Source organism: Sphingomonas sp. ABOLE (assembly GCF_003950455.1).
Taxonomy (GTDB): domain Bacteria; phylum Pseudomonadota; class Alphaproteobacteria; order Sphingomonadales; family Sphingomonadaceae; genus Sphingomonas; species Sphingomonas trueperi.
Genome location: NZ_QQWY01000005.1, coordinates 78,859 through 100,527, shown reverse-complemented (window position 1 = coordinate 100,527; position 21,669 = coordinate 78,859). Strand labels below are relative to the sequence as shown.

25 protein-coding genes are annotated in these 21,669 nt (G+C 66.4%); 4 read left to right on the top strand and 21 right to left on the bottom strand.

Annotation, left to right across the window (positions count from 1 at the left end; translation table 11 throughout):
* Position 1: 1 nt before the first annotated feature.
* Complete coding sequence (gene fliF, locus CA234_RS04875) at positions 2 to 1,606, bottom strand: flagellar basal-body MS-ring/collar protein FliF (protein WP_125971880.1); 1,605 nt, start codon at positions 1,604 to 1,606, stop codon at positions 2 to 4.
* Between the two features lie 193 nt (positions 1,607 to 1,799).
* Between fliF and CA234_RS04870 the strand changes: the two genes are divergently transcribed.
* Entirely contained in the window at positions 1,800 to 2,573 is a 774-nt protein-coding gene (locus tag CA234_RS04870; RefSeq protein ID WP_125971882.1) for a polysaccharide deacetylase family protein, read from the top strand.
* A 43-nt stretch (positions 2,574 to 2,616) separates the two neighbouring features.
* Here CA234_RS04870 and CA234_RS04865 read toward each other — a convergent pair whose 3' ends face one another.
* From CA234_RS04865 to CA234_RS04855, 3 genes are all read right to left on the bottom strand, one after another.
* Entirely contained in the window at positions 2,617 to 3,711 is a 1,095-nt protein-coding gene (locus CA234_RS04865) for a catalase family protein (protein ID WP_125971884.1), read from the bottom strand.
* 68 nt (positions 3,712 to 3,779) lie between these two features.
* The gene (locus CA234_RS04860; protein WP_126001039.1) at positions 3,780 to 4,427 is read right to left on the bottom strand and encodes a FliH/SctL family protein; all 648 of its coding nucleotides are present in this window, start codon (positions 4,425 to 4,427) and stop codon (positions 3,780 to 3,782) included.
* 13 nt (positions 4,428 to 4,440) lie between these two features.
* Positions 4,441 to 5,475 (bottom strand): flagellar motor switch protein FliG, encoded by a 1,035-nt coding sequence (locus tag CA234_RS04855; RefSeq protein ID WP_126001067.1) that lies wholly within the window; start codon positions 5,473 to 5,475, stop codon positions 4,441 to 4,443.
* 90 nt (positions 5,476 to 5,565) lie between these two features.
* On the opposite strand from CA234_RS04855, the gene CA234_RS04850 reads away from it, so the two are divergent.
* Positions 5,566 to 8,355, top strand: coding sequence for a hypothetical protein (locus CA234_RS04850; RefSeq protein ID WP_125971888.1), 2,790 nt, complete (start codon positions 5,566 to 5,568; stop codon positions 8,353 to 8,355).
* 3 nt (positions 8,356 to 8,358) lie between these two features.
* Positions 8,359 to 8,775 (top strand): flagellar basal body protein, encoded by a 417-nt coding sequence (locus tag CA234_RS04845; RefSeq protein WP_125971890.1) that lies wholly within the window; start codon positions 8,359 to 8,361, stop codon positions 8,773 to 8,775.
* Between the two features lie 84 nt (positions 8,776 to 8,859).
* Here CA234_RS04845 and CA234_RS04840 read toward each other — a convergent pair whose 3' ends face one another.
* From CA234_RS04840 to CA234_RS04825, 4 genes are all read right to left on the bottom strand, one after another.
* Complete coding sequence (locus CA234_RS04840) at positions 8,860 to 9,369, bottom strand: PEPxxWA-CTERM sorting domain-containing protein (RefSeq protein ID WP_126001038.1); 510 nt, start codon at positions 9,367 to 9,369, stop codon at positions 8,860 to 8,862.
* 278 nt (positions 9,370 to 9,647) lie between these two features.
* Positions 9,648 to 10,073, bottom strand: coding sequence for a flagellar protein FlgN (locus tag CA234_RS04835; RefSeq protein ID WP_126001037.1), 426 nt, complete (start codon positions 10,071 to 10,073; stop codon positions 9,648 to 9,650).
* Positions 10,070 to 10,381, bottom strand: a complete 312-nt coding sequence (locus tag CA234_RS04830) for a rod-binding protein (RefSeq protein ID WP_126001036.1) — start codon at positions 10,379 to 10,381, stop codon at positions 10,070 to 10,072. Before CA234_RS04830 ends, CA234_RS04835 begins: the two co-directional genes overlap by 4 nt.
* Complete coding sequence (locus CA234_RS04825) at positions 10,381 to 11,484, bottom strand: flagellar basal body P-ring protein FlgI (protein WP_125971898.1); 1,104 nt, start codon at positions 11,482 to 11,484, stop codon at positions 10,381 to 10,383. The genes CA234_RS04830 and CA234_RS04825 overlap by 1 nt, the downstream gene beginning before the upstream one ends.
* 84 nt (positions 11,485 to 11,568) lie before the next feature.
* Between CA234_RS04825 and CA234_RS04820 the strand changes: the two genes are divergently transcribed.
* A complete protein-coding gene (locus CA234_RS04820) occupies positions 11,569 to 11,985 on the top strand; it encodes a flagellar assembly protein FliX (protein ID WP_125971900.1) in 417 nt (138 codons plus the stop codon).
* A 74-nt stretch (positions 11,986 to 12,059) separates the two neighbouring features.
* Here CA234_RS04820 and CA234_RS04815 read toward each other — a convergent pair whose 3' ends face one another.
* The 13 genes from CA234_RS04815 to motA all read right to left on the bottom strand — a co-directional run bounded on the left by CA234_RS04815 (position 12,060) and on the right by motA (position 21,611).
* Positions 12,060 to 12,701, bottom strand: coding sequence for a PilZ domain-containing protein (locus CA234_RS04815; protein ID WP_125971902.1), 642 nt, complete (start codon positions 12,699 to 12,701; stop codon positions 12,060 to 12,062).
* 108 nt (positions 12,702 to 12,809) lie between these two features.
* Positions 12,810 to 13,256 (bottom strand): hypothetical protein, encoded by a 447-nt coding sequence (locus tag CA234_RS04810; RefSeq protein WP_125971904.1) that lies wholly within the window; start codon positions 13,254 to 13,256, stop codon positions 12,810 to 12,812.
* A gap of 10 nt (positions 13,257 to 13,266) precedes the next feature.
* Entirely contained in the window at positions 13,267 to 14,112 is an 846-nt protein-coding gene (locus CA234_RS04805; RefSeq protein ID WP_125971906.1) for a flagellar motor protein MotB, read from the bottom strand.
* A gap of 1 nt (position 14,113) precedes the next feature.
* Positions 14,114 to 14,446, bottom strand: coding sequence for a hypothetical protein (locus CA234_RS04800; RefSeq protein ID WP_125971907.1), 333 nt, complete (start codon positions 14,444 to 14,446; stop codon positions 14,114 to 14,116).
* Positions 14,446 to 14,970: a chemotaxis protein CheD gene (locus CA234_RS04795; RefSeq protein ID WP_125971908.1), complete on the bottom strand. Its 525-nt coding sequence runs from the start codon at positions 14,968 to 14,970 to the stop codon at positions 14,446 to 14,448. The genes CA234_RS04800 and CA234_RS04795 overlap by 1 nt, the downstream gene beginning before the upstream one ends.
* Position 14,971: 1 nt before the next feature.
* Positions 14,972 to 15,361, bottom strand: a complete 390-nt coding sequence (locus CA234_RS04790) for a response regulator (RefSeq protein ID WP_064314002.1) — start codon at positions 15,359 to 15,361, stop codon at positions 14,972 to 14,974.
* Positions 15,362 to 15,363: 2 nt separating this feature from the next.
* Complete coding sequence (locus CA234_RS04785) at positions 15,364 to 16,416, bottom strand: chemotaxis response regulator protein-glutamate methylesterase (protein WP_125971909.1); 1,053 nt, start codon at positions 16,414 to 16,416, stop codon at positions 15,364 to 15,366.
* A gap of 5 nt (positions 16,417 to 16,421) precedes the next feature.
* Entirely contained in the window at positions 16,422 to 17,300 is an 879-nt protein-coding gene (locus CA234_RS04780; RefSeq protein WP_125971910.1) for a protein-glutamate O-methyltransferase CheR, read from the bottom strand.
* Positions 17,297 to 17,791 carry a chemotaxis protein CheW gene (locus CA234_RS04775; protein ID WP_125971911.1) on the bottom strand — a complete coding sequence of 165 codons (495 nt, stop codon included), beginning with the start codon at positions 17,789 to 17,791 and terminating at the stop codon, positions 17,297 to 17,299. The genes CA234_RS04780 and CA234_RS04775 overlap by 4 nt, the downstream gene beginning before the upstream one ends.
* The gene (locus tag CA234_RS04770; RefSeq protein ID WP_126001035.1) at positions 17,788 to 20,073 is read right to left on the bottom strand and encodes a chemotaxis protein CheA; all 2,286 of its coding nucleotides are present in this window, start codon (positions 20,071 to 20,073) and stop codon (positions 17,788 to 17,790) included. Before CA234_RS04770 ends, CA234_RS04775 begins: the two co-directional genes overlap by 4 nt.
* On the bottom strand, positions 20,070 to 20,435 hold the full coding sequence (locus CA234_RS04765; protein WP_064313997.1) for a response regulator: 366 nt from the start codon (positions 20,433 to 20,435) through the stop codon (positions 20,070 to 20,072). The genes CA234_RS04770 and CA234_RS04765 overlap by 4 nt, the downstream gene beginning before the upstream one ends.
* The gene (locus CA234_RS04760) at positions 20,432 to 20,752 is read right to left on the bottom strand and encodes an STAS domain-containing protein (RefSeq protein ID WP_066720975.1); all 321 of its coding nucleotides are present in this window, start codon (positions 20,750 to 20,752) and stop codon (positions 20,432 to 20,434) included. The genes CA234_RS04765 and CA234_RS04760 overlap by 4 nt, the downstream gene beginning before the upstream one ends.
* Positions 20,727 to 21,611 carry a flagellar motor stator protein MotA gene (motA, locus tag CA234_RS04755; RefSeq protein ID WP_066720968.1) on the bottom strand — a complete coding sequence of 295 codons (885 nt, stop codon included), beginning with the start codon at positions 21,609 to 21,611 and terminating at the stop codon, positions 20,727 to 20,729. The genes CA234_RS04760 and motA overlap by 26 nt, the downstream gene beginning before the upstream one ends.
* Positions 21,612 to 21,669: the final 58 nt, after the last annotated feature.

The window sequence follows — 21,669 nt, the reverse complement described above, 5'->3', positions numbered from 1 at the left end:
CCTATGCGTTCATCCACTGGCGGATCACCGAGGCCGCCTCGGGGGGGCTGGCCGCGATGGCCGATCCGATCCGCTTGAGGGCGGAGAGCTTGATCCGCCCATCCACCTGGGCGAGGGCGATTTCCTGATCGAGCAGCGCCGTCTCGCTGACCTGCATCTGCTCGAGCTGCTGGAGCGCGTCGGGGTCGCCGTCCGCGGCGCGGGCGGTGAGCAGGCGCATCTCTTCGGACTGCTGCTGCGCCTCCAGCTGAGTCATTTCCGGCTCGATCGGCAGCGGCTCGGGCTTGGGCTTGAGCATGCGCAGGGCGAGCAGGCCGACACCGGCGATCAGCGCGAGCTGCAGGAAGGTCCAGATCCGGTCCATCGGCAGCTTGGAGAAGATGCTCTCCTTGGCATCGTCCACCGGCACGGCCGAGAAGGGCATGCTCTCGACGACGACGCTGTCGCCGCGCTGGGTATCGATGCCGACGGCATTTTCTACCAGGCGCTGCAGGCGCTGGACCTGGTCGGCCGGCAGGCCCTTCGGGCCGCCATCGACCATCACCGCGACGGTGAGGCGGGTCACCTTGCCCGGCGAGCGCAGCGTGACCGTGCGGGTCGAGCTGTTCGAATAGGTGGTGTCTTCCGATGTCTGGTTGCTGGCCGACTGGCGCGAGCTGCCCGGGGCGGCTGGATTGGCCTTGGCGTCGGGCATCTGGTTGGCGACCGAGGCGGTCTGCGGACCGGCATCGGTCTCGCGGTTCTGGTCACCGGTCTCGACGCTCACCTGGCGGGCGACGACCTGCTTGTCCGGATCGTAGACGTTTGATTCCTCGCGCGTCTGGTCGCGGTCGATCTGGGCCGACACCTCGGCGCGGACCTTGCCCTCGCCGACGATGGGCTGGAGCAGCGCTTCGATCTCGTCGCGCAGCTTGCCTTCGACGGCCTGCTGGCGCTCATCGGCATCGCCAGCGGCGGCAGTGTCCGGATCGCCCGCGCGGGCGAGCAGCGCGCCGGTCTGGTCGACGACCGAGACGGCGTCGGGCGAAAGCTCGGGGACCGAGGAGGAGACGAGGTAGCGGATCGCCGCGACCTGCTCCGAACCGATATGGCCCTTGGTCTTGACGGTGACGGCGGCGGTCGCCTTGCGGCTCTCGTTGGCGAACATCGCCCGCTCGGGCATCACGATATGGACGCGCGCGGCGGTGACGCTCTGGATCGTCTGGATCGACTTGGCGAGCTCGCCTTCCACGGCGCGCGTCTCGTTCATCTTGGCGCGGCTGGCGGAGACGCCGAAGGGCTGCTCCTCGTCGAGCACCTCATAGCCGATCTTGCCGCCCAGCTTCTCGCTGGCCATGCTCATGCGCAGTTCGGCCAGTTTGTCCTCGGGCGCCATGATCGCCGTGCCGTCGGCGGAGAGCGTGTAGGGCACGTTCTGCGACTTCAGCTTCTCGGTGATCGTCGAGGCCGCGGCGGGATCGAGATCGGTATAGAGATAGCCCATGTTCGACTTGGAGCTGCTCATCGCCACGAACGTCAGCGCGGCGAGCAGGGCGAAGGCCACGCCCCCCATCATCGCGAGCCGCTTGGTGCCGAGTTGCGCCACCAGATTCTTGATCGCTTCCAAAGCCGCCCCATGCAGTAGCTACGGGGCGCGGAATGCCCCTTGTTAATGGTCTTATAGGAAGGGGGCGGAACGGCAGTTTCTGCCGGGTGGGAATTTTTTGCCTAGCAGTCGTTCGACTTACGCGAACCTACGGAAGCATGGTTGCGCGCGCCTGCGGCTGCGGCCAAGGGCGTCGCCAACGGATGGAGACGACATGCGGGTGAACAGGCGGCACTTCGCGGCAGGGCTGGCGACGCTGGTGCTCGGTGCGCCGTGCGCCCGGGCGGCAGACGGCGAAGGCGGGGCCGTGAGCCTGACCTATGACGATGGGCTGCCCTCGCATCTCGACGTGGCCGCGCCCGCGCTGGAGCGGCGGGGCTTGCACGGCACTTTCTACGTCACCTGGGACAATATCGTCGACCGGGTGCGCGATTGGGAGAAGATGCCGGCGCGCGGCCACGAGCTCGGCGCGCATACCATGCACCACCCGTGCAACATCGGCCCGCTTGGTCCGGAGCCCTTTGCCGACAAGGAGTTCCGCCCGCTGGAGGCGTGGCTGGACAAGGTGGCGGGGGCGGCGCGGCCGCACGACTTCGCCTATCCGTGCGACGTCACCGATCTCGGCCCCGGCAGCGCGAATATCGAGCGGGCGCGCTACGAGGCGCTGCTCAAGCGGCTGGGCATGATCAGCGCGCGCAACAGCGAGGGGCCGCCCAACCCGGCGACCTGGGTACGGCGGCATCCCTATCGGCTGCAGGCGCTGGCGGTCGGCTATGACGCCCAGCCGCTCGACGTGTTCAACTATCTGCAGCGCGCGCGGCACGAGCGGCGCTGGGCGATCCTGGTGTTCCACCAGGTCGGCGCAGGCCCCGAGAGCGACGGCGCGGTGACCGCCGCGCAGCACGAGGCGCTGCTCGACATGGTGCTGGCCGCCGGGCTTGCGGTGCGCACCGTCGGTGAACAGATGCGGCGTCTCACTTCGGGCTGATTGCGCCGGGGAGGGGGCCGCCGCTTGGGCGACCCAGGCCAGGTCAGGCCTTGACGTTCAGCTCGTCGAGCGCGCGCGGCTCGTGCATCGGGCAGCCGTTGAAGCGGCCGCGATAGTCTGCCGAGAATTTGTAGGGCTCCTGGCGCGCGCGGTTCACCCCGCCGAGCGGCTGGTGCGCGGCAAGGCCGTGCCAAGGCGCGAAGGACAGCCGGTCCTCGATCTTCTCGCTCTCGCCGTACACCCAGCCGGCCTGCGGTTCCACCCGCAGCGTCGCGACGGTGCGATACGGGCTCTCGTCCTCGTCCCATGCGACCGAGGCATCCTCGACCGGCATCTTCTCGAGGTCGGTGCACAGCTGCACGCGCAGTTCCCAGGTGCCGCCCTGCTCGGCGAGCAGTTCGTTCACCGCCTCGCGCATCGCGTCGGGGCGGCCGGTGGCGTTGATCGTCGCGTCGGCGAAGTCCTGGATGCCCGAGACCGGCACCAGCTGGAACTTGGCGATATGGTCGCCATAGCGATAGGGCGTCTGGCTGTAATAGGTGGCGCCCAGCGGGTGCACGGGCCTGGCGCCGCCCAGGCTGCTGAGCAGCGCGGACTTGCCGCCGACCGCCTCGATCGTCGCCTCGAAGCTGCGCAGCACGGCGGAGAGCAGCTTCTTCGCGCCTTCCGCCTTATCGGTGGTGCCGGCGAGCAGCCTGAGATTGCCGAGGAATTTCTTGGCGTCGGGCGCGGCGAAGGCGGGCGCGTTGACCATCACGAAGTCCTGCGTCGTGTCGCCCTCGCTGCCCGGCAGCCGTTCGCCCTCGACGCCGAGCACCTTGAGCGCGACGCCGCGGGGCAGGCGGATCGAATCGTCGAGAATGTCGCCTGCATTGGTGGAGAAACGCAGGATCGCTTCATGGCTGCCCGGCGTCGCGAACATGCCCTGGGCGAGTTCGAGCGGCAGCTCGTCGGCAATCGTGAAGGTGCCGCGCGCGAGGCCGTGGCCCTTGGCATGCACCGAGCGGACGGCGTGTTGGTAATCCTCGGACGTCGTGTCGAGGATCTTCTGGAACTGTTCCTTGAGCCCGGCGACGGTGTCGGCCTCGTCGGGCTGCGGCTGTTCGACGGACGGCGAGAAACGGACGGGCTGCGGCATCGCTGATTTCCTTCGAAGGTTCGAAGGAGCTCAACCGTCCGCCCGTTTTGCCGTTCCGTCGGCAGTGCTCAGTGGAGCAGCAGGCTTTCCAGCTCGGCGGTGATCGCTTCGCGGCGCGCTTGCGCGTTGAGCGCGAGGCCGCCTTCGTCCCAGTTGATCAGCGCATCGCCCATTGCCAGCGTCGCGTCTGGCGCGACGGTGAGGCTCAGCTTGCGGCGATCCTTGGACTGGCGATCGGCGATCTTGGCCTCGATGTCGTCGACCAGATCGGGGTGGACGCGCACCTGCAACTCGGTGCCGCGCGCCACCTGGCCGAGTACGCGACCGATCGCCGCGTCGATTGCATCGCCGGGCGCGCGCTCGATTGCGCGCGCGGCGATATGGTCGGCGGCGGCGAGCGCGACTTCGGTGGCTTCGCTCGTCACTCGCTCGGTGATTTCGGTGAACTGGGCGTCGATCACCTCGATGCCGGCGTGCAGCGCGTCGACCGCGCTGAGCAGCGCCACTTCGCGCTCGGCCCGCGCCTGGGCGAGCCCGGCCTCGAAGCCCTCGGCCCGCGCGCGATCGATCACCGCCTGCTGATCGGCCTTGAGCAGCGCGAGTTCGGCGCGCAGCGCAGCGAGTTCGATCAGCGCGTCCTCGTTGACCAGCTTCTTGTCCGGCACGGGCGCCGAAAACACGCGGTCGAAGGCGAAACGTTCGACATGGATGCTCATGCTGCCATGCTCCTCAGATAATCATCGCGTCGTCGGACTTGGGATCGACCAGCAGGATCTCGCCGCGATCGGCAAGGTCCTTGGCCAGGCGGACGAGGCTCGACTGGGCTTCTTCGCAATCGCGGGCACGCACCGGGCCCATGCCCGCCATGTCCTCGCGCATCAGCTTGGCGGCGCGCTCGGTCATCGCGTTGAAGAACATCGTCTTCAGCTGGTCCGGAGCGCCCTTCAGCGCCAGCGCCATCTCGCGCTTGTCGGCATTGCGGACGATCGATGCGATCGCCGGCGGCAGCAGGTTGGCGAGATCCTCGAAGGTGAACATCAGCGCGCGGATGCGCTCGGCGCTTTCCGGCGCCTTCGCGTCGAGCGCGGTGAGCATCGCTTCCTCGGTCGAGCGATCGAGCGAGTTGAACAGCTCGGCCATGCTCTCGTGCGGATCGCGCTTCTGCGATCGGGAGAGGTTGGTCATGAACTCGGTCTTGAGCGTCTGCTCGACCTGGTTGATGACCTCCTTCTGCACCGTGTCCATCCGCAGCATGCGCATGATCACGTCGACCGCGAAGTCGCGCGGAAGCTCGGCGAGAACGCGCGCGGCGTGGTCGGGGCGCAGCTTGGAGAGGATGACCGCGACGGTCTGCGGATATTCCTGCTTGAGCGCGCCGGCCAGCACGGTTTCGGAGACGTTGGACAGCTTGTCCCACATCGTCCGGCCGGAAGGACCACGGATATCCTCCATGATCTCCTTGACCTTGTCGTTCGGCAGGATGCCGGCGAGCAGACGCTCGGTCGTCTCATAGCTGCCGTGGAGCGAGGCCATGCTCGCGACTTCACCGGTGAACTGCACGAGCAGATATTCGACGACGACGCTGGGAATGCGCCCCAGGCTGGAGATGGTGGAGGAAAGTTCCTTGATCTCGTCGGTGGAGAGCTGGTCCCAGATGGGCGCGCCATGTTCCTTGCCGAGCGCGAGCATCAGCGCGGCCGCGCGCTGCGGCCCCGAGAATTTCTTCAGTTCGGGCGGTTCGCCCACCGTGGCGACAGAAGCCATGCTCATCCCTGCAGAAAATGGTCCGCGCGCACCCGCAAGGCCGCGCTCTCCTCTATTATAGAAGTAAATGGGGAAGGGACGGATCGGATCATGGTTAATTTAGCCGCAAATCTAATCGGACTGAGCGTGCTGACCGGGCAGGATGCATTTTCGGCCGTGGGGGCGCTGCCGACCTTCGAGAGCAAGGCGGTGAAGATCGCCAAGGCGCAATTCACCACCGCCGTCACCGCCCCGCCCTGGAAGGACAAGGACGGCAACGCCACCTCGTCGCAGCTGACCTCGATCCTCGCCTCCCGCACCCTGGTCCAGCCGGCGACCAGCGACAGCAGCGGCAATCTGCTGCCCGACGACGTGAAGACCACCTTCACCGCCTTCAAGGCGCTGGACAAGCTGCGCGTGCTTGCCGAAGGCGCCGCCGACAAGACGACGTCGGATGCGCAGCGCGCGCAATATCAGAAGGCCTTCGCCAAAGGCATGGCCGATCTGCAGAACTATCTGGCTTCATCGCCGTCGGACAAGGTCAAGCTCGCGTTCGGCAAGGCGACCTCCACGGTCAAGACCAGCGAACTCGCCGCCACCGACCTGTACGAGACCAATGGCAAGCCGCTGGTAAAGAAGGCATCGGATCCGTTGCCCGGGCTTACCGGCAACGAACAGTTCATCATCGGCATCAAGCGCGGCACCCAGTCGCAGAGCTTCACCGTCGACCTGTCGACCGGCCCCCAGCCGCCGACGATCAACTCGGTCGCGGAGGCGCTCAACGCCCAGATCAAGTCGGCGCTCGTCTACAAGGACGACGGCACCGTGCTGACCGACAGCAAGGGCGAGCCGGTCAGCAAGTGGAACGCGCGGTTCCAGCCGGAGCTGACCAGCGACGGCATGTGGCGTCTGAACCTCGAGACGCCCGATGGCATCGAGCAGGTCAGCCTCGACCAGGTGGGCGCCAAGGATTCGCTGGTCGTCACCACCGGCCAGACGCCCCTCGATTCGCCGACTGCCACCCAGGTGTTCCGCCTCAACGATCCCGCCGGTGACAACACCAAGGTGACGATGGGTACGATCGAGGCGCTGGATCGCCAGGGCACCGCGCAAAACGTCGCCGCGGGCAAGACGACCAGCGTCACCAAGGCGGTCGAGGACGCCGACGGCAAGGTAAAGCTCGAGACCACCAAGACCAGCGACGTCTATGCCAGCACCACGGCGGCGGCGAGCGTCACCGACGCGCAGGGCTTTACCTACGTGGTCGGCACCACCAAGGGCGATCTGGGCGCGAACCTCTCCACCGGCAATGACAATCTGTTCCTCACCAAGATGGACAGTGCGGGCAAGGTGGTGTGGCAGCGCAATCTGGGTGCCACCGGCGCGGCGACCGGCGCATCGGTGTCGCTGGGGCAGGACGGCAGCGTGGTCGTCGCCGGCACGGTGACGGGCAGCTTCAACGGCATCACCGCTGACGGCGACATGGCGGTGGCGAAATATGCCGCCAATGGCGACGAGCAATTTTCCACCCTGGTCGTCTCCAAGGATGCCGATACCGCCCGCGCGGTGACCGTCGGTGCCGACGGCTCCGTCTTCGTCGCCGGCCGCGTCTCCAACAAGGATGGCGGCGACGCGATGGTGGTGCGCATCAATGCCGCCGGCAAGATCGCCGAACGCCGCGTTATCGATACCGGCGGCAGCGACACGATCACCAGCCTGGCAACCGACAAGGACGGCAATCTGCTCGCCCTCGTCTCGAGCCAGGGCGTGGCCAGCGTGGTGAAGATGCAGGCGGATTCGCTGTCGAACACGCTGGGCAGCATCAGCCTCGGCACGGCCGACGCGCGTGCGCTGGCGGTGGCGGCCGACGGCAGCATCGCCGTTGGCGGCGCCACCAGCACCGCGATCGCCGGCACCCAGGCCAATGCGCTCACCGGTGGCCGCGACGGCTTCGTCACCCGCATCGATGCCGCGCTCTCCACGGCTTCGACCAGCTATGTCGGCACCGGCGAGGACGATCAGATCGACAGCGTCGCCTTCATGGGCGGCAAGATCTATGCGGGCGGCCGCACGACCGGCAACCTCGGCGCAGCGCGGCGGGGGCCGGTCGACGGTTTCGTCACCCAGATCGACGCCGCGACCGGCACGGTCGGCACGACCACGCAGTTCGGCCAGATCCAGACGCGGACCGAGCCGGTGCGCGTCGCCGCCGATACGGGCGGCGCCAATGCGCTGTCGGCGCTTGGCTTCGGCCGCGGCGTGCTCAATCCGACGGTTTCCGACCGGGTCACCACCCAGACGACGCTGCGCGAAGGGGACTATTTCTCGATCAAGGCGGACAATCTCGCCGTGCGCCGCGTGACGATCGAGAAGGGGGACACGCTGAAGTCCATCGCCGAGCGCATGCAGGGCATGATCGGCGCCTCGAAGGGGACCGTGACCGCCACCACGATCGACGGCGTGCAGTCACTGCGTATCTCGATGAAGCAGGGCCATGAGATGGAACTGCTTGCAGGCAGCGCCGATGCGGATGCGCTCTCGAAGCTCGGGCTGGAGCCGCAGCGCATTGCCAACGCGGCCGCGGTGGTGGGTACGGCGCCGAAGGTGAAGCCGGGCGGAGCCTATGGTCTGGAACTCAGCGAGGCGCTGAGCCTGGCCTCGATCGACAATGCCAAGGCCGCGCTCGGCAAGATCAAAGATGCGATCTCGATGACCCAGACCGCCTATCGTTCTCTATATTGGGATGACGGCAAGGCGACCATCGTCGACAGCACCGGCACGACCAAGTCGGGCAAGAAGGGGGCTTCGACGGCGGTGGAGCAGGCCCAGCTGAAAAATTACCAGGCGGCGCTGTCGCGGCTGCAGTCCGGCTCGAGCACCACCAGCCTGTTGGGATTCTGAACCATGTCCGAAATGCCCACCATCTTCTCCGCCATCCAGATGCGGATGCAGAATCTGTCGCAGCGCCAGCAGGTGATCGCGCAGAATCTCGCGAACAGCGAAACGCCCGGCTACAAGTCGCGCGACGTGTCCGAGCCCAATTTCGGTGATCTGCTGCAGGGCGCCGGCGGCATCAGTGTCGCCAAGCCGCGGGTCGAGCTGACCGGCACGATGAAGAATCTGGGCGCGGTGCAGCCGATGGGCAGCGGCCTCGTGTTCGACAAGGACGTGACCGAGACCAAGCCCGACGGCAACAACGTCACGCTGGAAGACCAGCTGCTCAAGATGGGCAAGGTGCAGGCCGATTTCAGTGCGATGACCAACATCTATCGCAAGCAGATGGTGCTGCTGAAGACCGCGCTGGGCAAGGCTGGCGGCTGAACTGGCAGCTGCCTTTATGGCCGACAAAAAGGGCCGCGAGCGGGTGCTCGCGGCCCTTTTCGTTGTTCCCGCCGTGGCGTGCGATCAGGCGATCGCGACGCGCGCGGTGCGGCGGCGACGCAGCGTGCCACCCGCCATGCCGAAGCCGGCGATCATCAGGCCCCACGCAGCCGGTTCGGGAACCGGTGCGAAGTCCAGCTGCGCGCTGTAGCCATAGTCCTTGGTCTTGGTGTTCTGCATCACGACGGTGAGCAGCTGCGGCGTGTTCGACGGGGTCACCGCGAACGTATAGACGTCGCCCTTGGTGAGGCCGGTCAGCGTCACGCCGCCGAACGACAGGCTCACCAGATCGAGATAGAAGGACGAGACGCTGACGTGCAGCTCGCCCGGTGCGTTCAGCGTGAGCGCGAAGGACTGGGTCGCGGTCGTCTTCTTGGCGACCTTGACGTTGTTCCAGCCACCGCCGGAGCCGTCGAAGCTGCAAACCGCAGCAGCGGAGTCGACGCACACGACCGTCGTCGCCTGCGCAGTGTCCGCCATGGTAAGAGCGCCAGCCGCCGAGGCAGCCGCGATCAGAGTCTTGAGCTTGTTCATCCACACCTCCCTAAAGCATGCACAGCCGCTGGGAGCTGCCCGATGCTTCAGGCAGGAAACCCTCTTCTTCCCATACGCGCTGTCCCTTTATTTATAAACAAACGCGCGGAATTTGCCACTCCATAGTTAAGTGCAAATAAACCAATAAAAAATCACGTTTAAACAAAATGTTATGGTGTTCTATTGACGTGTTGCGGTGCGCGTGAGAGCGGAAAATGATACAGAAACATTCCGCGGCGCAGCGTGGACGGCCGGCCGTGCACCGAATCAAAAATACCTCACAAGCGTGCATTTACAGAGATCGGTGCGGGCGCATCCATGCCGTAAAGCCCACCGCAAGCACTGTATGTCGTGCTACGGCTTCCGGTGAGGCGCTGTGCCTCCGAGGCAATGGCGGCCATCATCTCGGCAGACAACTCGATCTGTCGCGACAGTATCCGTGAGTTGACGATCGACGCGTCGCGCAGCGCGCGGCTCGCATCCGACAATTGTTCGCGTGCTTCCGGCTCCAGCGTCTCCAGCCAGTCTTCCGGATTCTCGCGCTTCAGCCGCGCGACTTCCGCCTCGATGCGGCCGGCGAGCCGCAACTTGGCATCGGCGATCTCGCCGAGTTCGCGGATGTAGGGCGTGCGCGCCAAACGTTCGCTCTCTTCCTCCATCAAGGCGGTGAGGGAAAGCATCGCATCGACGAGTTGCGTGATCATTTCTGTCCTTGCTGAAGCTTGAGGATCTGGTCGAGGACGGCCGGCGCGAGGCCGATTCCGCCGCGGCGCGCCATGGCGGCGCCGAGCTTCTCGGCGAGGACGCCGCGGAAGATCTCTTCGCCGTTGCCACCGCTAAACTGTTCGTCTTGTTGAACACTTTGCATCATGAGCTGGGTCATCTGACCCAGAAACACGCTTTCGAATTCCTGCGCGGTCTTGGCGTTCTTCGCGTCCACCTTGGGCAGCGGCTTGGCGGGCGTGGTCGCCCCGGCAAGGGCTGGCTGGGGCAGGGGAGTCGTGTCGTTCATCACTGCACCTCGATTTCGGCCTGGAGCGCGCCGGCCGTCTTGATCGCCTGGAGGATGGTGATCAGGTCGCGCGGCGAGACACCCAGCGTGTTGAGCCCGCTCACCAGCGCCTTGAGCGAGGAGCCGTTGATCACGGCCAGGCTGGCGCCGTTGCCGTCGTTCACCTGTACCTGGGTGCGTGGCACCACCGTCGTCTGGCCCTGCGCGAAGGGACCGGGCTGCGAGACCTGCGGGGTTTCGGTGACCGAGATGGTCAGGCCGCCCTGTGCGATCGCGACCGGCGTGATCCGCACGTCGCTGTTCATCACCACCGTGCCCGAGGCTTCATTGATCACCACCTTGGCCGGCTGGTCGACCTTCACCTCGATGTCGCCGACCTGGGTGACGAGATCGATCACCGATCCGGCGAACTGACCGGTCGGGCGCAGCTCGACCGTCGCCGGATCGAGCATCTGCGCGGCGCCGGGATAGCGGCCGTTGATCGCGCGGGCGATGCGGTCGGCGGTGGAGAAATCGGGGTTCTTCAGCGCGAGCTTGAGGCTGTTGGCGGATCGCAACTGATAGGGCACCTCGCGCTCGACGATCGCGCCGCCGGCGATTCGCGCCGACGTGGTCACGCCGCGGCTGACATTGGCGGCTGCGCCCTGCGCCTTGAAGCCGGAAACCGCCACCGGACCCTGCGCCACGGCATAGATCTCGCCGTCGAGCGCGCGCAGCGACGAGGCGATCAGCGTGCCGCCCTGCAGGCTGGTCGCGTCGCCGAGCGCGGAGACCTGCACGTCGATCCGCGAACCGCTGCGTGAGAAGGGCGGCATCGTCGCGGTGATCGAGACGGCGGCGACATTCTGCGTGCGCATCTGCGTGCCGCGAATGTTAACGCCCATCCGCTCGAGCATCGACTGCATCGATTCCTCGGTGAAGGGGGCGTTGCGGATGCGATCGCCGGTGCCGGCGAGGCCGACCACGAGGCCATAGCCAACCAGCTGGTTTTCGCGGACATTCTCGACGTCGACGATGTCCTTGATCCGGGTCTGGGCCATCGCCTGGGGCGCGCCGAAACAGGCCAGCGCGAGCGCCAGGAACGATGCGGAGAGACGATACATAAACCTCTCGGGCCAAGTGGAAAATTAACGCTACTCGTCTTATAGGAAGAGGAGAGCCAAGGCGGCTCGCGAGGACCTGATTTCGTGCGTATCGACAGCCTGTCACCGATGATGGCGCGCAACCTGCTGGCGGCATTGCCCAAGTCCGTGCCCGGCCTGGCGAGCCGCCTCGACGAACAGGTTGCCGCCGCGCCGCATCCGCAGCCCGTGCCGGGCACGGTGCCGGCGACCAGCGTGCAGATGCTGGTGGCGATCGCCGCCAACAATCCGATCGCCGAACGCCGCCGCAAGCAGGCGCGCGACGTCGAGCGCGGCATCGATGCGCTCGATCGGCTGCACAAGGAACTGGTTGCGGGCACGCCGAACGTCGCACGGCTGCGCGAGATTGTGCAATGGTCCGAGACGGTGCCGACGCCGGCCGAGCCCGAACTGGCCGCACTGATGCGCGACATCGACGTGCGCGTGCGCGTCGAATTGGCGAAGCTCGACATCCAGGTCTGATCGCCGCGTCCTCGGGAAGCAGGGCACGGCCCGCCCGTGCGGCAGGGCCCGACAGCCGGCTCAGCGTGACCCGCTCAGCGCGGGGGCTGTGCCGCGTTCAGCCAGGCAGAGAGCTCGGCATAGGGAATCATCTCGATGAAGGCGACGCCGGCGGAGTCGTCTTCGGCCCAGCGCACGGTGCAGCTGCGCGGGCTCAGGCCCGGCACCACCAGCGTCATGACGCGATCGAGATCGGGCTGGTTGGACAGGCGCACGCGCGCGCCGCTCTGCGAGATATTCTCCATTACGACGTTGTGCGACACGCCGTTGCAGACGAGCCGGGCGTTGCCGGCGATCGCGAAGCGCGGTGCACGGGGCACGGCGCGGCGCAGGCGCGCGGCGGGCGAACTGCCCTTGGCCGCGGCGAGGACGTCCTCGACGTCGATCGCCTCGTGGAACTGCACGCCGGCGCGCCCCTCGCTGACCCACATGATCTGGCCTTCGAGCACCGGCCCGCCGCGCAGCTCGACGACGATCCGATCGCCTTCGCGCAAGGGAAAGGGGGTTTCCAGCATCATGCCGCTGGCGGAGATGTTGCGAACGCGGCAAAGCTGTTCGCCGGCGCCGGTGCAGATCAGCTTGCCCACCATCAGCGTCGTCACCGTGCGCGGGGCACGCGCGGCCCAGGGGCCGGGATCGCTGGCGTTGTGGTCAAACTGATGTTCGGCTGCGCCCACGGCGTCTTTCTCCCCGTTCGACTGCGAACCGGCAGTCCCTATGCATATTATAGGATGAACGGACGTTCAGCTTGGCTTCGGTAGTCGTACGAATGTCGCGTACGACTATCAGGCGGGGTTTGCGTTGGTCACCGCGATCTTGCGGACAACCTTGGCGCCGAAGGCTTCGGTGGCCGAGGCGTCGACCAGCTTGCGGAAGCCTTCCAGGTCCGGCAGCATCCCGTCCGGGCCCGCCGCCATCGGGGTACGATAGGTACGCATGTTGATGGCGTGAAGCAGCAGCGGCATGCGCTGGGTGACGAAATCGGCCTTGGCCTCGTCGACCTCCAGCTGCACTTCCATCGCGGCATAGCCGGCGAGATGGCCGTCGGCGAAGACGAGCGGCACCAGCACCTTGCCGGTGGGCACGAACTTGGCCGGCACTTCCTTCTCCTCGGCCTTGGCCACCTGCTTGGGCGCGCCGATGCCGAGCATCTTCACCATCGCATAGGCGGTACCGCCGCCGGCGGCGAGGCCGGCGAGCAGCGCGACGATGAGGAACAGCAGTTTCTTCACGATGCGCCCTTCAGAACTTGAAGCTGGAGTCGCTCGGCAGCGCCGAGGTCTGGCCCTTGAGGACGATGCTGATGCGGCGGTTCTCGGCGCGGTTGGGCTGGTCCGGATAGACCGGCTGGGTGGCGCCCATCGCCACCACTTCGGCGAAGCGATCGGGCGTCACGCCGCCGGCGATCAGCGCCGAGCGGGCGGCAAGCGCGCGCTCGCCGGAAAGCTGCCAGTTGGCGTCGCTCTGTCCGCCGGCGCCGTCGGTATGGCCCTCGATCGCGATTTGCGCGCCGACCGTGGCGATCTTCTTCGCCAGCTTGGTCAGCAGCGTGCGCGCATAGGGATTGAGCTCGGCCGTGTTCGACTTGAACATCGGCTGCTGATCGGTGTCCATCAGCGTGATGCGCAGGCCCTGGCGGTCCTGCTGGACATCGACATTCTTCTTGCCCTGTGACTGCGGCGTCGCTTCCAGCGCCACCATCAGTTCGGAGGCCATGACGCGCATCGTCGCGGGCACGTCGGCGGTGCCGCCGCGCGCGGAGCCGGCGGTGGTCACCTCGAAGGTGGGCTGGCCCTTGGCGGCGCTGGGATCGGCTTCGGAACGGCGGGTCGGGCCGCCGGCGCCGGGCGCGGAATTGCTCACCGGCGTGGAGGGGCCGCTATCCGCGATGGTGGGCGAGAAATATTTGGCGAGGCCCTTCAGCCGGTCCTTGTCCGGGTTGGCGAGCAGCCATAGCAGCATGAAGAATGCCATCATCGCGGTGACGAAGTCGGCATAGGCCACCTTCCACGCGCCGCCGTGATGGCCGCCCGCGACCTTCTTGACCTTCTTGACGATGATCGGCCGAACGTCCCCCCCGCGGGCCATGTTACTGCCCCTTCAACGCGTTGCGCAGGCGTTCCTGGACGGCGCCGAGGCGGACATGGCTGATCGCCGAGAGCGAATCCTCGCCGCCCGCGATCCGGTCCAGCAGGTTCACGCACTCATCGGCGTGCTGGATCAGATAATCGAACGCCTGGAGCTGCTCGAGATAATTGGCCGCGAAATGCTCGTCGCAGACGAGCACCTCGGCCAGGCCTTCCAGCTTCTTGCTGATTTCGCGGATCTCGCCCGCCATCACGCTGTGCAGCACGCCCGCAAAGGGGTCGTAGCCGGGCAGGACTTGCGGGTTCGACGGTTCCGACATGGGCAGGCACGACATCAGAAAAGCTCCAATTCTCCGTCGGGGGCGGCAACAGGCAGGGGGGCGACCGGACGTTCCTGGACACGCTCCGCCACCTTGGTGCAGCGGCTCTTGCCCTCGTGCGGCAGGAACTCGACCTTGCGGGCGAGCGTGCCGCCGAGATCGCAATGCGCGATCGAAATGCCTTCAGTCTCCATGAACCGGCGGGCAAAGGCACCGTTGGAGGCGCCGATGTTCCCCAGGCCCGAAATTATGTTGGCGCCACCATAAAGATGGGCCTGCAGCCGCTGGCGCGAGGCGCCCTTGGCCATCATGCTGTTGATCAGCAGTTCCATCGCATGCACGCCGTAGCGCGCCATGTCCGACCCCGAGACCTTGTGGTCCGCGCCCGGCTCGCCGAGCAGGAAGTGGTTCATCCCTCCGACCTTGGCGACCGGGTCGTAGAGGCATGCGGCCACGCAGCTCCCGAGCAGGGTCGAAATCATGACATGGGGCTCCGCGATCACCGCGTTCTCGCCCTGTACGATGGAAACTCTGCGCATATCAGGTCAGCTCGCCGAAGACGCGTTCGATCTTTTCCTTCAGCGCCGCCGGCGCGAAAGGCTTGACGACATAGTTGTTCACGCCCAGCGCCGCCGCCTTCTGCACGACCTCGCGGTCGGACGAGCCGGTGAGCATGATGAACACGGTCTTGCCGATCACCGGATCGGCGCGAACCGCCTCCAGGAACTGCAGCCCGTCCATCTCGGGCATGTTGTAGTCGGAGATCACCAGGTGGACACGGTCGCTCTTGATCGCCGAAAGCGCCTCGGGGGCACTGGCCTTGTCGCGAACGTCCTTGAACCCCAGGTCCTGCAGCGCACGACGGATCATCGCCCGCATACTGGTCTGATCATCAACGACCATCACCTTGATTTGTGATGCAGCGGGCATTGTTATGCGCTCCCAACCTTAACCGTTTCTCGACAAGCTTTCAGGATGGCCTCCGGCATCGCCGACAGGCCGACCTCCTTCTCCACCGCACCCGCTTCCTTGGCGGCGCGGGGCATGCCCCACACCACGCAGGTTTCCTTGGTCTGGCCAAGCGTGCGGGCACCGGCCCGACGCATTTCCAGCAGGCCCTGCGCACCGTCACTGCCCATCCCCGTGAGGATAACGCCGACGGCACCGGCGCCCAGTTTGGAGACCGAGCGGAACAGCACGTCCACCGAGGGACGATGGCCGGTGACCGGATTGCCGGCGATCAGCTTGATCCGGCCATTGGCACCGCCCTGCAGTTCCATGTGTCGTTCGCCTCCAGGTGCAATATAGACGGTTCCCGGGGTCACCTGGGCACCATCCGTAGCTTCCACTACGTTGACCCGGCACTCGGCGTTCAGGCGCTGCGCGAAGCTGCGCGTGAAGGTCGCCGGCATGTGCTGCACGATCAGGATCGGCGGCGAATCTTCCGGCAGTGCCGGCAGCAGCGAGAACAGCGCTTCCACGCCGCCCGTCGACGAGCCGATCGCAATCAGCTGGGCCGCGACACCGCCGCCACCGGCCGAGGCGACGCTCGGCTGCGCCGGCAGGCGCTGCGGGCCGGCGCGGGCGACCGAGCGCGCGGCGCTCTTCACCTTCTCGCACAGCAGGCCGGCGTCGCGCTCGATGTCGTCGGGCGAGCCGCTCGGCTTGGTCACATAGTCGACCGCGCCGAGGCGCAGTGCCTCGATCGTCACTTCCGCACCGCGGGCGGTGAGGGTGGAGCACATCACCACCGGCATCGGCCGGAGGCGCATGATGCGCTCAAGGAACGACAGGCCGTCCATCCCCGGCATCTCGACGTCGAGCGTCAGCACGTCCGGGTTGAGCGCCTTGATCATGTCGCGGGCCGCGAACGGCTCCGGCGCCATGCCGACCACTTCGATGTCGGGATCGGCCGACAGCATCCGCTTCAGCGTCGCGCGCATCGATGCGCTGTCGTCGACGATGAGCGTGCGGACTGGTTTCATGCCCATTACTCCGGCTTCTGGTAAATAGTGTGCCCGCACGAGCGCATCTTGCTCGCGGCCGGGCCGATCAGCCGTTCCGAATGACCGATATACAGGAAGCTCCCCCGTGCGAGCTGCTCGACAAAGCGATGCTCCAGCTCTTCCTTCGCGGGATCTCCGAAATAGATCATGACGTTACGGCAGAAAATCACATCATAGGCGGCCTTGAGTGGCCACGGTTCGAACAGGTTCAATACTTTCGCGGTGACCATCTGCCGGGCTTCCTCGGCCATCACGAAGCCGCCTTGCGTCGGCTTCATCCAGGTCGAGCGATACGGCTCGGGCACCCCCGCCGCGACATTCTCCGCATAGACCCCGCGCTGCACCGACTCGACCACATGGGGGGCGATATCGGTGGCGAGCAGCCGGACGTCGGCGTTGCGCAACCACGAGGCGCTGCTGCGGCTGGGCCCCAGCAGGCACATCGCGATCGTATAGACCTCCTCGCCCGACGAGCAGCCCGCCGACCAGATCCGGATCGGACCCTGTTTCCGCTGGAGCGTGGGGATCACGGTCTCGCGGAAATGGTCGAAGTGATGCGGCTCGCGGAAGAAGTGCGTGTGGTTGGTGGTCAGCGCCACTACCATCGCGCTGCGTTCCTCCGCATCGCTGTGCACCAGGTCGACATAGTCACAGAAGCGGTTCAGGCCGAACTTGCGCAGCCGGCGCGCGAGGCGCGACTGCACGAGGGTGGTCTTCGCCTCGCTCAGCGAAATGCGGGCATCGTCGTACATGATCGCGGCGATGGCCTGGAAATCGCGCGGCGTGAGCTCCGCGTTCTGGCCTGGTGCCATCGCGTTACCGGCGCCGGCGGACGCCGCGGCGGCGCCCCCGGCGGGGCTCATGCTGCGAGATCCAGGTGCTTGGTCAGGCTCAGCGCATTGAGATCGAGCAGCAGGACCATGCTGCCATTCTCGTCGCGCGTCCCGTCCTTGGCGCGGGTGGCGATGCGGACGAGCCCTGCGATCACGCTTTCCTCCAGCGTGGTCTCGACCGCCGGTGCCGGCTGGATCTCGCCCACGTTGATGCCCACGATGTCGTTGACTTCGTCGACCAGGAAGCCCGCCTGCTTGCCCATGATGTTCACGACCAGGATGCACGAGCGCGCATGCAGCTGGCTCGGCTCCCAGCCCAGGCGCTCGGCCAGGCCGACCACCGGGATCACGTTGCCGCGCAGGTTGGTCACGCCCTTGATGAAGCTGGGCACGTTGGGAAGCGGCGTCGGCTCGTCCCATTCGCGGATTTCGATGAGCGCGCTCATGTCGATCCCGAAGATCTGCTTGGCCAGCGAGAAGGTTACGATCTTGCGATCATTGGCGGTGTCGGGGGTGCTCATGCTGCCAGTCCTTTGGGCGTGAAACGGGTAGGCGAGGAAACCAGCGCCTCGATGTCGAGGATGAGAGCGATCGAGCCGTCGCCCAGGATGGTGGCGCCACCCAGGCCGCGGATCGGATGCAGGTTCTGATCCAGGCTCTTGATCACCACTTCGCGGCGGTCATCGATGGTATCGACGACGAGACCGACCTTGCCCGAGCTTTCGCTCTCGACGATCACCACCAGCGAGTCCTCGATGGCGCGGTCGTCGTTCAGGCCGAAGATCTCGGTCGCACGCTTCACCGGCAGATACTCGCCGCGCATGTCGATCACTTCGTGGTCGGGCGCGGTGCGCTTCACTTGGCCGGGCTCGGGCTGGATCGTCTCCAGCACGTGCGTCAGCGGCAGGACGAAGCGCTGGCCGGCGAGCCGCACGATCATGCCGTCCAGAATGGCCAGCGTGAGCGGCAGGATCATCGTGAAGGTCGTGCCTTCGCCCGGCACCGAGTGGATCTCGACGCGGCCGCCCAGGGCTTCCACGTTCGAACGCACCACGTCCATGCCGACGCCGCGCCCCGAGATGTTCGAGATCTTCTCCGCGGTGGAGAAGCCCGGCGCGCAGATCAGCTGGTCGATTTCCTCGTTCGTCAGCACCGCATCGGCGCTGATGATGCCCTTTTCGACCGCCTTGGCGCGGACGCGTTCGCGGTTGATGCCGCGGCCGTTGTCCGCGACGCGCACGAAGATCCGGGCGCCCTTCTGCTCGGCCGACAGCTTGATCGTGCCGGCGGGGTCCTTGCCAGCCGCGATCCGCTCCTCGGCGCTTTCGAGCCCATGGTCCGCGGCGTTGCGGATCATGTGGGTCAGCGGATCGCCGATCTTCTCGATCACGCCCTTGTCGACTTCGGTCGTTTCACCGATCGTCTCGAGGTTGATCTGCTTGCCGGTTTCCACCGAAAGATCGCGGAGCATGCGCGGCACGCGGCTGAAGGCCTGCCGGATCGGCTGGGCGCGCAGCGACATGACGTTGTCCTGGATCTGCCGGGTGAGGCGGGCCAGTTCGGGCAGTTCGACGCGCTGGCGATCGGCCGGCGAGAGCCGGTCGGCCAGGATCAAGTTGCGGATCACCAGCTCGCCGACCAGATTGAGCAGCAGGTCGAGCTTGACGAGGTCGACGCGAATGGTCTGCGCGGCTTCGTTGACCGGCTTGGCCGGACCGCCGCCGCCAGCACCGGCACCACCGCCGCCAGGGCCACCGGGCGTGCCGCCACCGCCGGCCGGCGGGGCTGCCGCCGCGGCGGGGGCAAGGGCTGCTTCGGGAGCCGCGGCCACCGGTGCAGGCGCCGGAGCGGGCACGGGCTCGGGAGCCGGCGCCGCCGGGGCAGGGCCCAGATCCATGAAGTCGTCGACCGTGGCCGTCACCGGCACGAACGGGATCTCGTCGCCGTCCATCTCGGTTTCGCCCGCGCCCTCGGGCAGGACCACGTCTTCGCTGTCGCGCTTGATCTCGATCACCGAATCCGGCGCCACGAAATCGAAGCAGTCGGAGAGGTCGCTTTCCGGCAGCTCGGCCGGTGCCTGCATCACCCAGGTGACGTAGCTGTCTTCCGGATCGATCTCGCGCAGCGCCGGCAGCGTGCTGAGGTCGACCGACACGACACGCGCGCCCAGGCCCTCCAGCTCGCGCACCGTCAGCAGCGGCTCGCCGGCATTCGCCAGCGCAGCGCGCGACGGCTTGAAGCGCACGGTCCAGCCGCCAGACTCGTCCGGGCCGTCCAGATCGTCGAGCGACACGCCCACCGGGCGGAAGCCGAACTCGTCTTCCTCTTCCTCCATCGCCGGCGCGGGCGCCGGGGCGGCGGGGGCGGGGGCTGCCGCGGCAGGCGCGGCCGCAGCCGGTGCGTCGCCCTCCGGCACGCCCTTGTTGGCGAGCACCTGTTCGAGCGCGCTCAGCGCGGCCCCGTCGTTCGGCCGGGACGCATTGCCCTTGGCCGCCTCGACATGGTCCGACAGCACGTCGAACGAGCTCAGCATCACCCGGATCACGCCGGGCGTGGGGACGATCTTCCCGGCACGCACTTCGTCGAGCACGTTCTCGAACTTGTGCGCGAAGGCGGTCAGGTCCGAATGGCCGAAGGCGCCAGCGCCACCCTTGATCGAGTGGATCGCGCGGAACACGCCGGCAATGGTTTCGCCGGACAGATCGCCCGACTGCATCGCCGACAGCCCTTCTTCAGCCGTCGTGAGGCCTTCAGTGCACTCTTCGAAGAAGATTGCCTGGATATCGTCGAATTCGTCGCTCACGGGCAGACGCGGCGGATCGCCGCTCCCAGCTTGGTAGCCTCGAAGGGCTTGGTGATCCAGCCGGTGGCACCGGCGGAGCGGGCGCGCTGCTTCTTCTCGTCCGAGAATTCGGTCGAGAGCACCAGGATCGGCACGCCCTTGAACTCGGGAACCTGGCGCACGGCCTCGATCAGCTCGAACCCGTCCATCTTCGGCATGTTGATGTCGGTGATGAGCAGGTCGGGCTTGACCTCGTGCATGCGCTCCAGGCCATGCTGCCCGTCGTTCGCGCTCTCGATGCGAAAGCCCTGCGAGGTCAGCGACGTCTTGAGCAGCATGCGCATGCTCGCGGAGTCATCGACGGTAAGGATCAGCTTGGTCACAGAAGTTCTCCGGTATCAATGCCGACCGCCGCTGCGAGCTGGCAACGGTTCACACGATCGGTGAAGGCAGTGCTGGGGTTGAGGATGGTGAAGGCCTTGCCGAGCTTGTCGGCTTCGGCCTTGGCCGCGACGAGCAGCTGCAGCACCGCCTGGCCGACGCTCTCGACCTGCGAGGCATCGATCTCGACCGGGCCGTCGCCGTCGACCGCCTGGATGAGGCGGGTTTGAAGATCCGCGGCCGTCACGGTCGTACCGTGCGCGGGGAGCGCAAGCGCGTTGTCCGCGCCGGCCTCAAGCGGTGGCAGGGGAAAGTCCATTTTTGGCCTCGTCGAGAGCGGTTTCGAGTTGCTGGAAGCTCGGCGCATACGCGGAGGGCGTCATGCGACGGGCGATTTCGATCGCGACCTGCACCGGCTGGTTCTGGGCATAGGCAACGATGGCGGTCTTCACGATGGTGAAGGGCTGGGAGTCGGCTTCGATCGTCTCGAGCAGCTTGCCGGCAAGCGGCGCCACCACGCAGTAGGACAGAAGCACGCCGAGGAAGGTACCGACGAGCGCGCCGCCGATCATCGCACCCAGGATCTCGGTCGGCTGGTCGATCGAGCCCATGGTCTTGATGACGCCGAGCACCGCCGCGACGATGCCGATGGCGGGCAGGCCGTCGGCCATCAGCTGCAGCGAGTGCTGCGGATGGGTTTCCTCGTGGTGATGCTTCTCGATGTCCGCTTCCATCGCGGATTCCAGCTGGTGCGGATCCTCGAAATTGACGGTCATCATCCGCAGATAGTCGCAGAGGAACTCGATCAGGTGATGGTCCTTGAGCAGCCGCGGATAGGGCTTGAAGAGATCGCTCTCCTCCGGCTTGTCCAGGTGCGGCTCAATGCCCGTCGCGCCGCTCTTCTTGAACAGCGTCAGCAGGGTGAACATCAGCGTCAGCAGGTCGGTATAGTCGCTGGCCTTCCAGCGCCCACCCTTGAACGCGCGCATGATGCCGGCACCGGCCTTCTTCACCGTCGGCATCGAGTTGCCGACGATGAAGGCGCCGATCGCGGCACCGCCGATCGCCATCATCTCGTGCGGCAGCGCGTGCATGATGATCTCGAACTTGCCGCCCGAGATCATGAAGCTCCCGAACACGCAGACGAGAATGATGACGAAACCAACGGCGTTCAGCATGACGGGCCCAAAATCTTTCCCTGGATCTTTCCAGAATTATAGGACGGTTTCCGGGGGT

Bases quoted from the DNA above. Each gene is read 5' to 3' on its own strand.
- CA234_RS04865 (WP_125971884.1), bottom strand. From the start codon at position 3,711: ATGCCGCAGCCCGTCCGTTTCTCGCCGTCCGTCGAACAGCCGCAGCCC.
- CA234_RS04860 (WP_126001039.1), bottom strand. From the start codon at position 4,427: ATGAGCATCCATGTCGAACGTTTCGCCTTCGACCGCGTGTTTTCGGCG.
- motA (WP_066720968.1), bottom strand. From the start codon at position 21,611: ATGCTGAACGCCGTTGGTTTCGTCATCATTCTCGTCTGCGTGTTCGGG.
- CA234_RS04855 (WP_126001067.1), bottom strand. From the start codon at position 5,475: ATGGCTTCTGTCGCCACGGTGGGCGAACCGCCCGAACTGAAGAAATTC.
- CA234_RS04825 (WP_125971898.1), bottom strand. From the start codon at position 11,484: ATGTATCGTCTCTCCGCATCGTTCCTGGCGCTCGCGCTGGCCTGTTTC.
- CA234_RS04840 (WP_126001038.1), bottom strand. From the start codon at position 9,369: ATGAACAAGCTCAAGACTCTGATCGCGGCTGCCTCGGCGGCTGGCGCT.
- CA234_RS04845 (WP_125971890.1), top strand. From the start codon at position 8,359: ATGTCCGAAATGCCCACCATCTTCTCCGCCATCCAGATGCGGATGCAG.
- CA234_RS04780 (WP_125971910.1), bottom strand. From the start codon at position 17,300: ATGAGCCCCGCCGGGGGCGCCGCCGCGGCGTCCGCCGGCGCCGGTAAC.
- CA234_RS04790 (WP_064314002.1), bottom strand. From the start codon at position 15,361: ATGCCCGCTGCATCACAAATCAAGGTGATGGTCGTTGATGATCAGACC.
- CA234_RS04850 (WP_125971888.1), top strand. From the start codon at position 5,566: ATGGTTAATTTAGCCGCAAATCTAATCGGACTGAGCGTGCTGACCGGG.
- CA234_RS04785 (WP_125971909.1), bottom strand. From the start codon at position 16,416: ATGAAACCAGTCCGCACGCTCATCGTCGACGACAGCGCATCGATGCGC.
- CA234_RS04830 (WP_126001036.1), bottom strand. From the start codon at position 10,381: ATGAACGACACGACTCCCCTGCCCCAGCCAGCCCTTGCCGGGGCGACC.
- CA234_RS04835 (WP_126001037.1), bottom strand. From the start codon at position 10,073: ATGATCACGCAACTCGTCGATGCGATGCTTTCCCTCACCGCCTTGATG.
- CA234_RS04800 (WP_125971907.1), bottom strand. From the start codon at position 14,446: ATGTCGTGCCTGCCCATGTCGGAACCGTCGAACCCGCAAGTCCTGCCC.
- CA234_RS04775 (WP_125971911.1), bottom strand. From the start codon at position 17,791: ATGAGCACCCCCGACACCGCCAATGATCGCAAGATCGTAACCTTCTCG.
- CA234_RS04870 (WP_125971882.1), top strand. From the start codon at position 1,800: ATGCGGGTGAACAGGCGGCACTTCGCGGCAGGGCTGGCGACGCTGGTG.
- CA234_RS04760 (WP_066720975.1), bottom strand. From the start codon at position 20,752: ATGGACTTTCCCCTGCCACCGCTTGAGGCCGGCGCGGACAACGCGCTT.
- CA234_RS04795 (WP_125971908.1), bottom strand. From the start codon at position 14,970: ATGCGCAGAGTTTCCATCGTACAGGGCGAGAACGCGGTGATCGCGGAG.
- CA234_RS04805 (WP_125971906.1), bottom strand. From the start codon at position 14,112: ATGGCCCGCGGGGGGGACGTTCGGCCGATCATCGTCAAGAAGGTCAAG.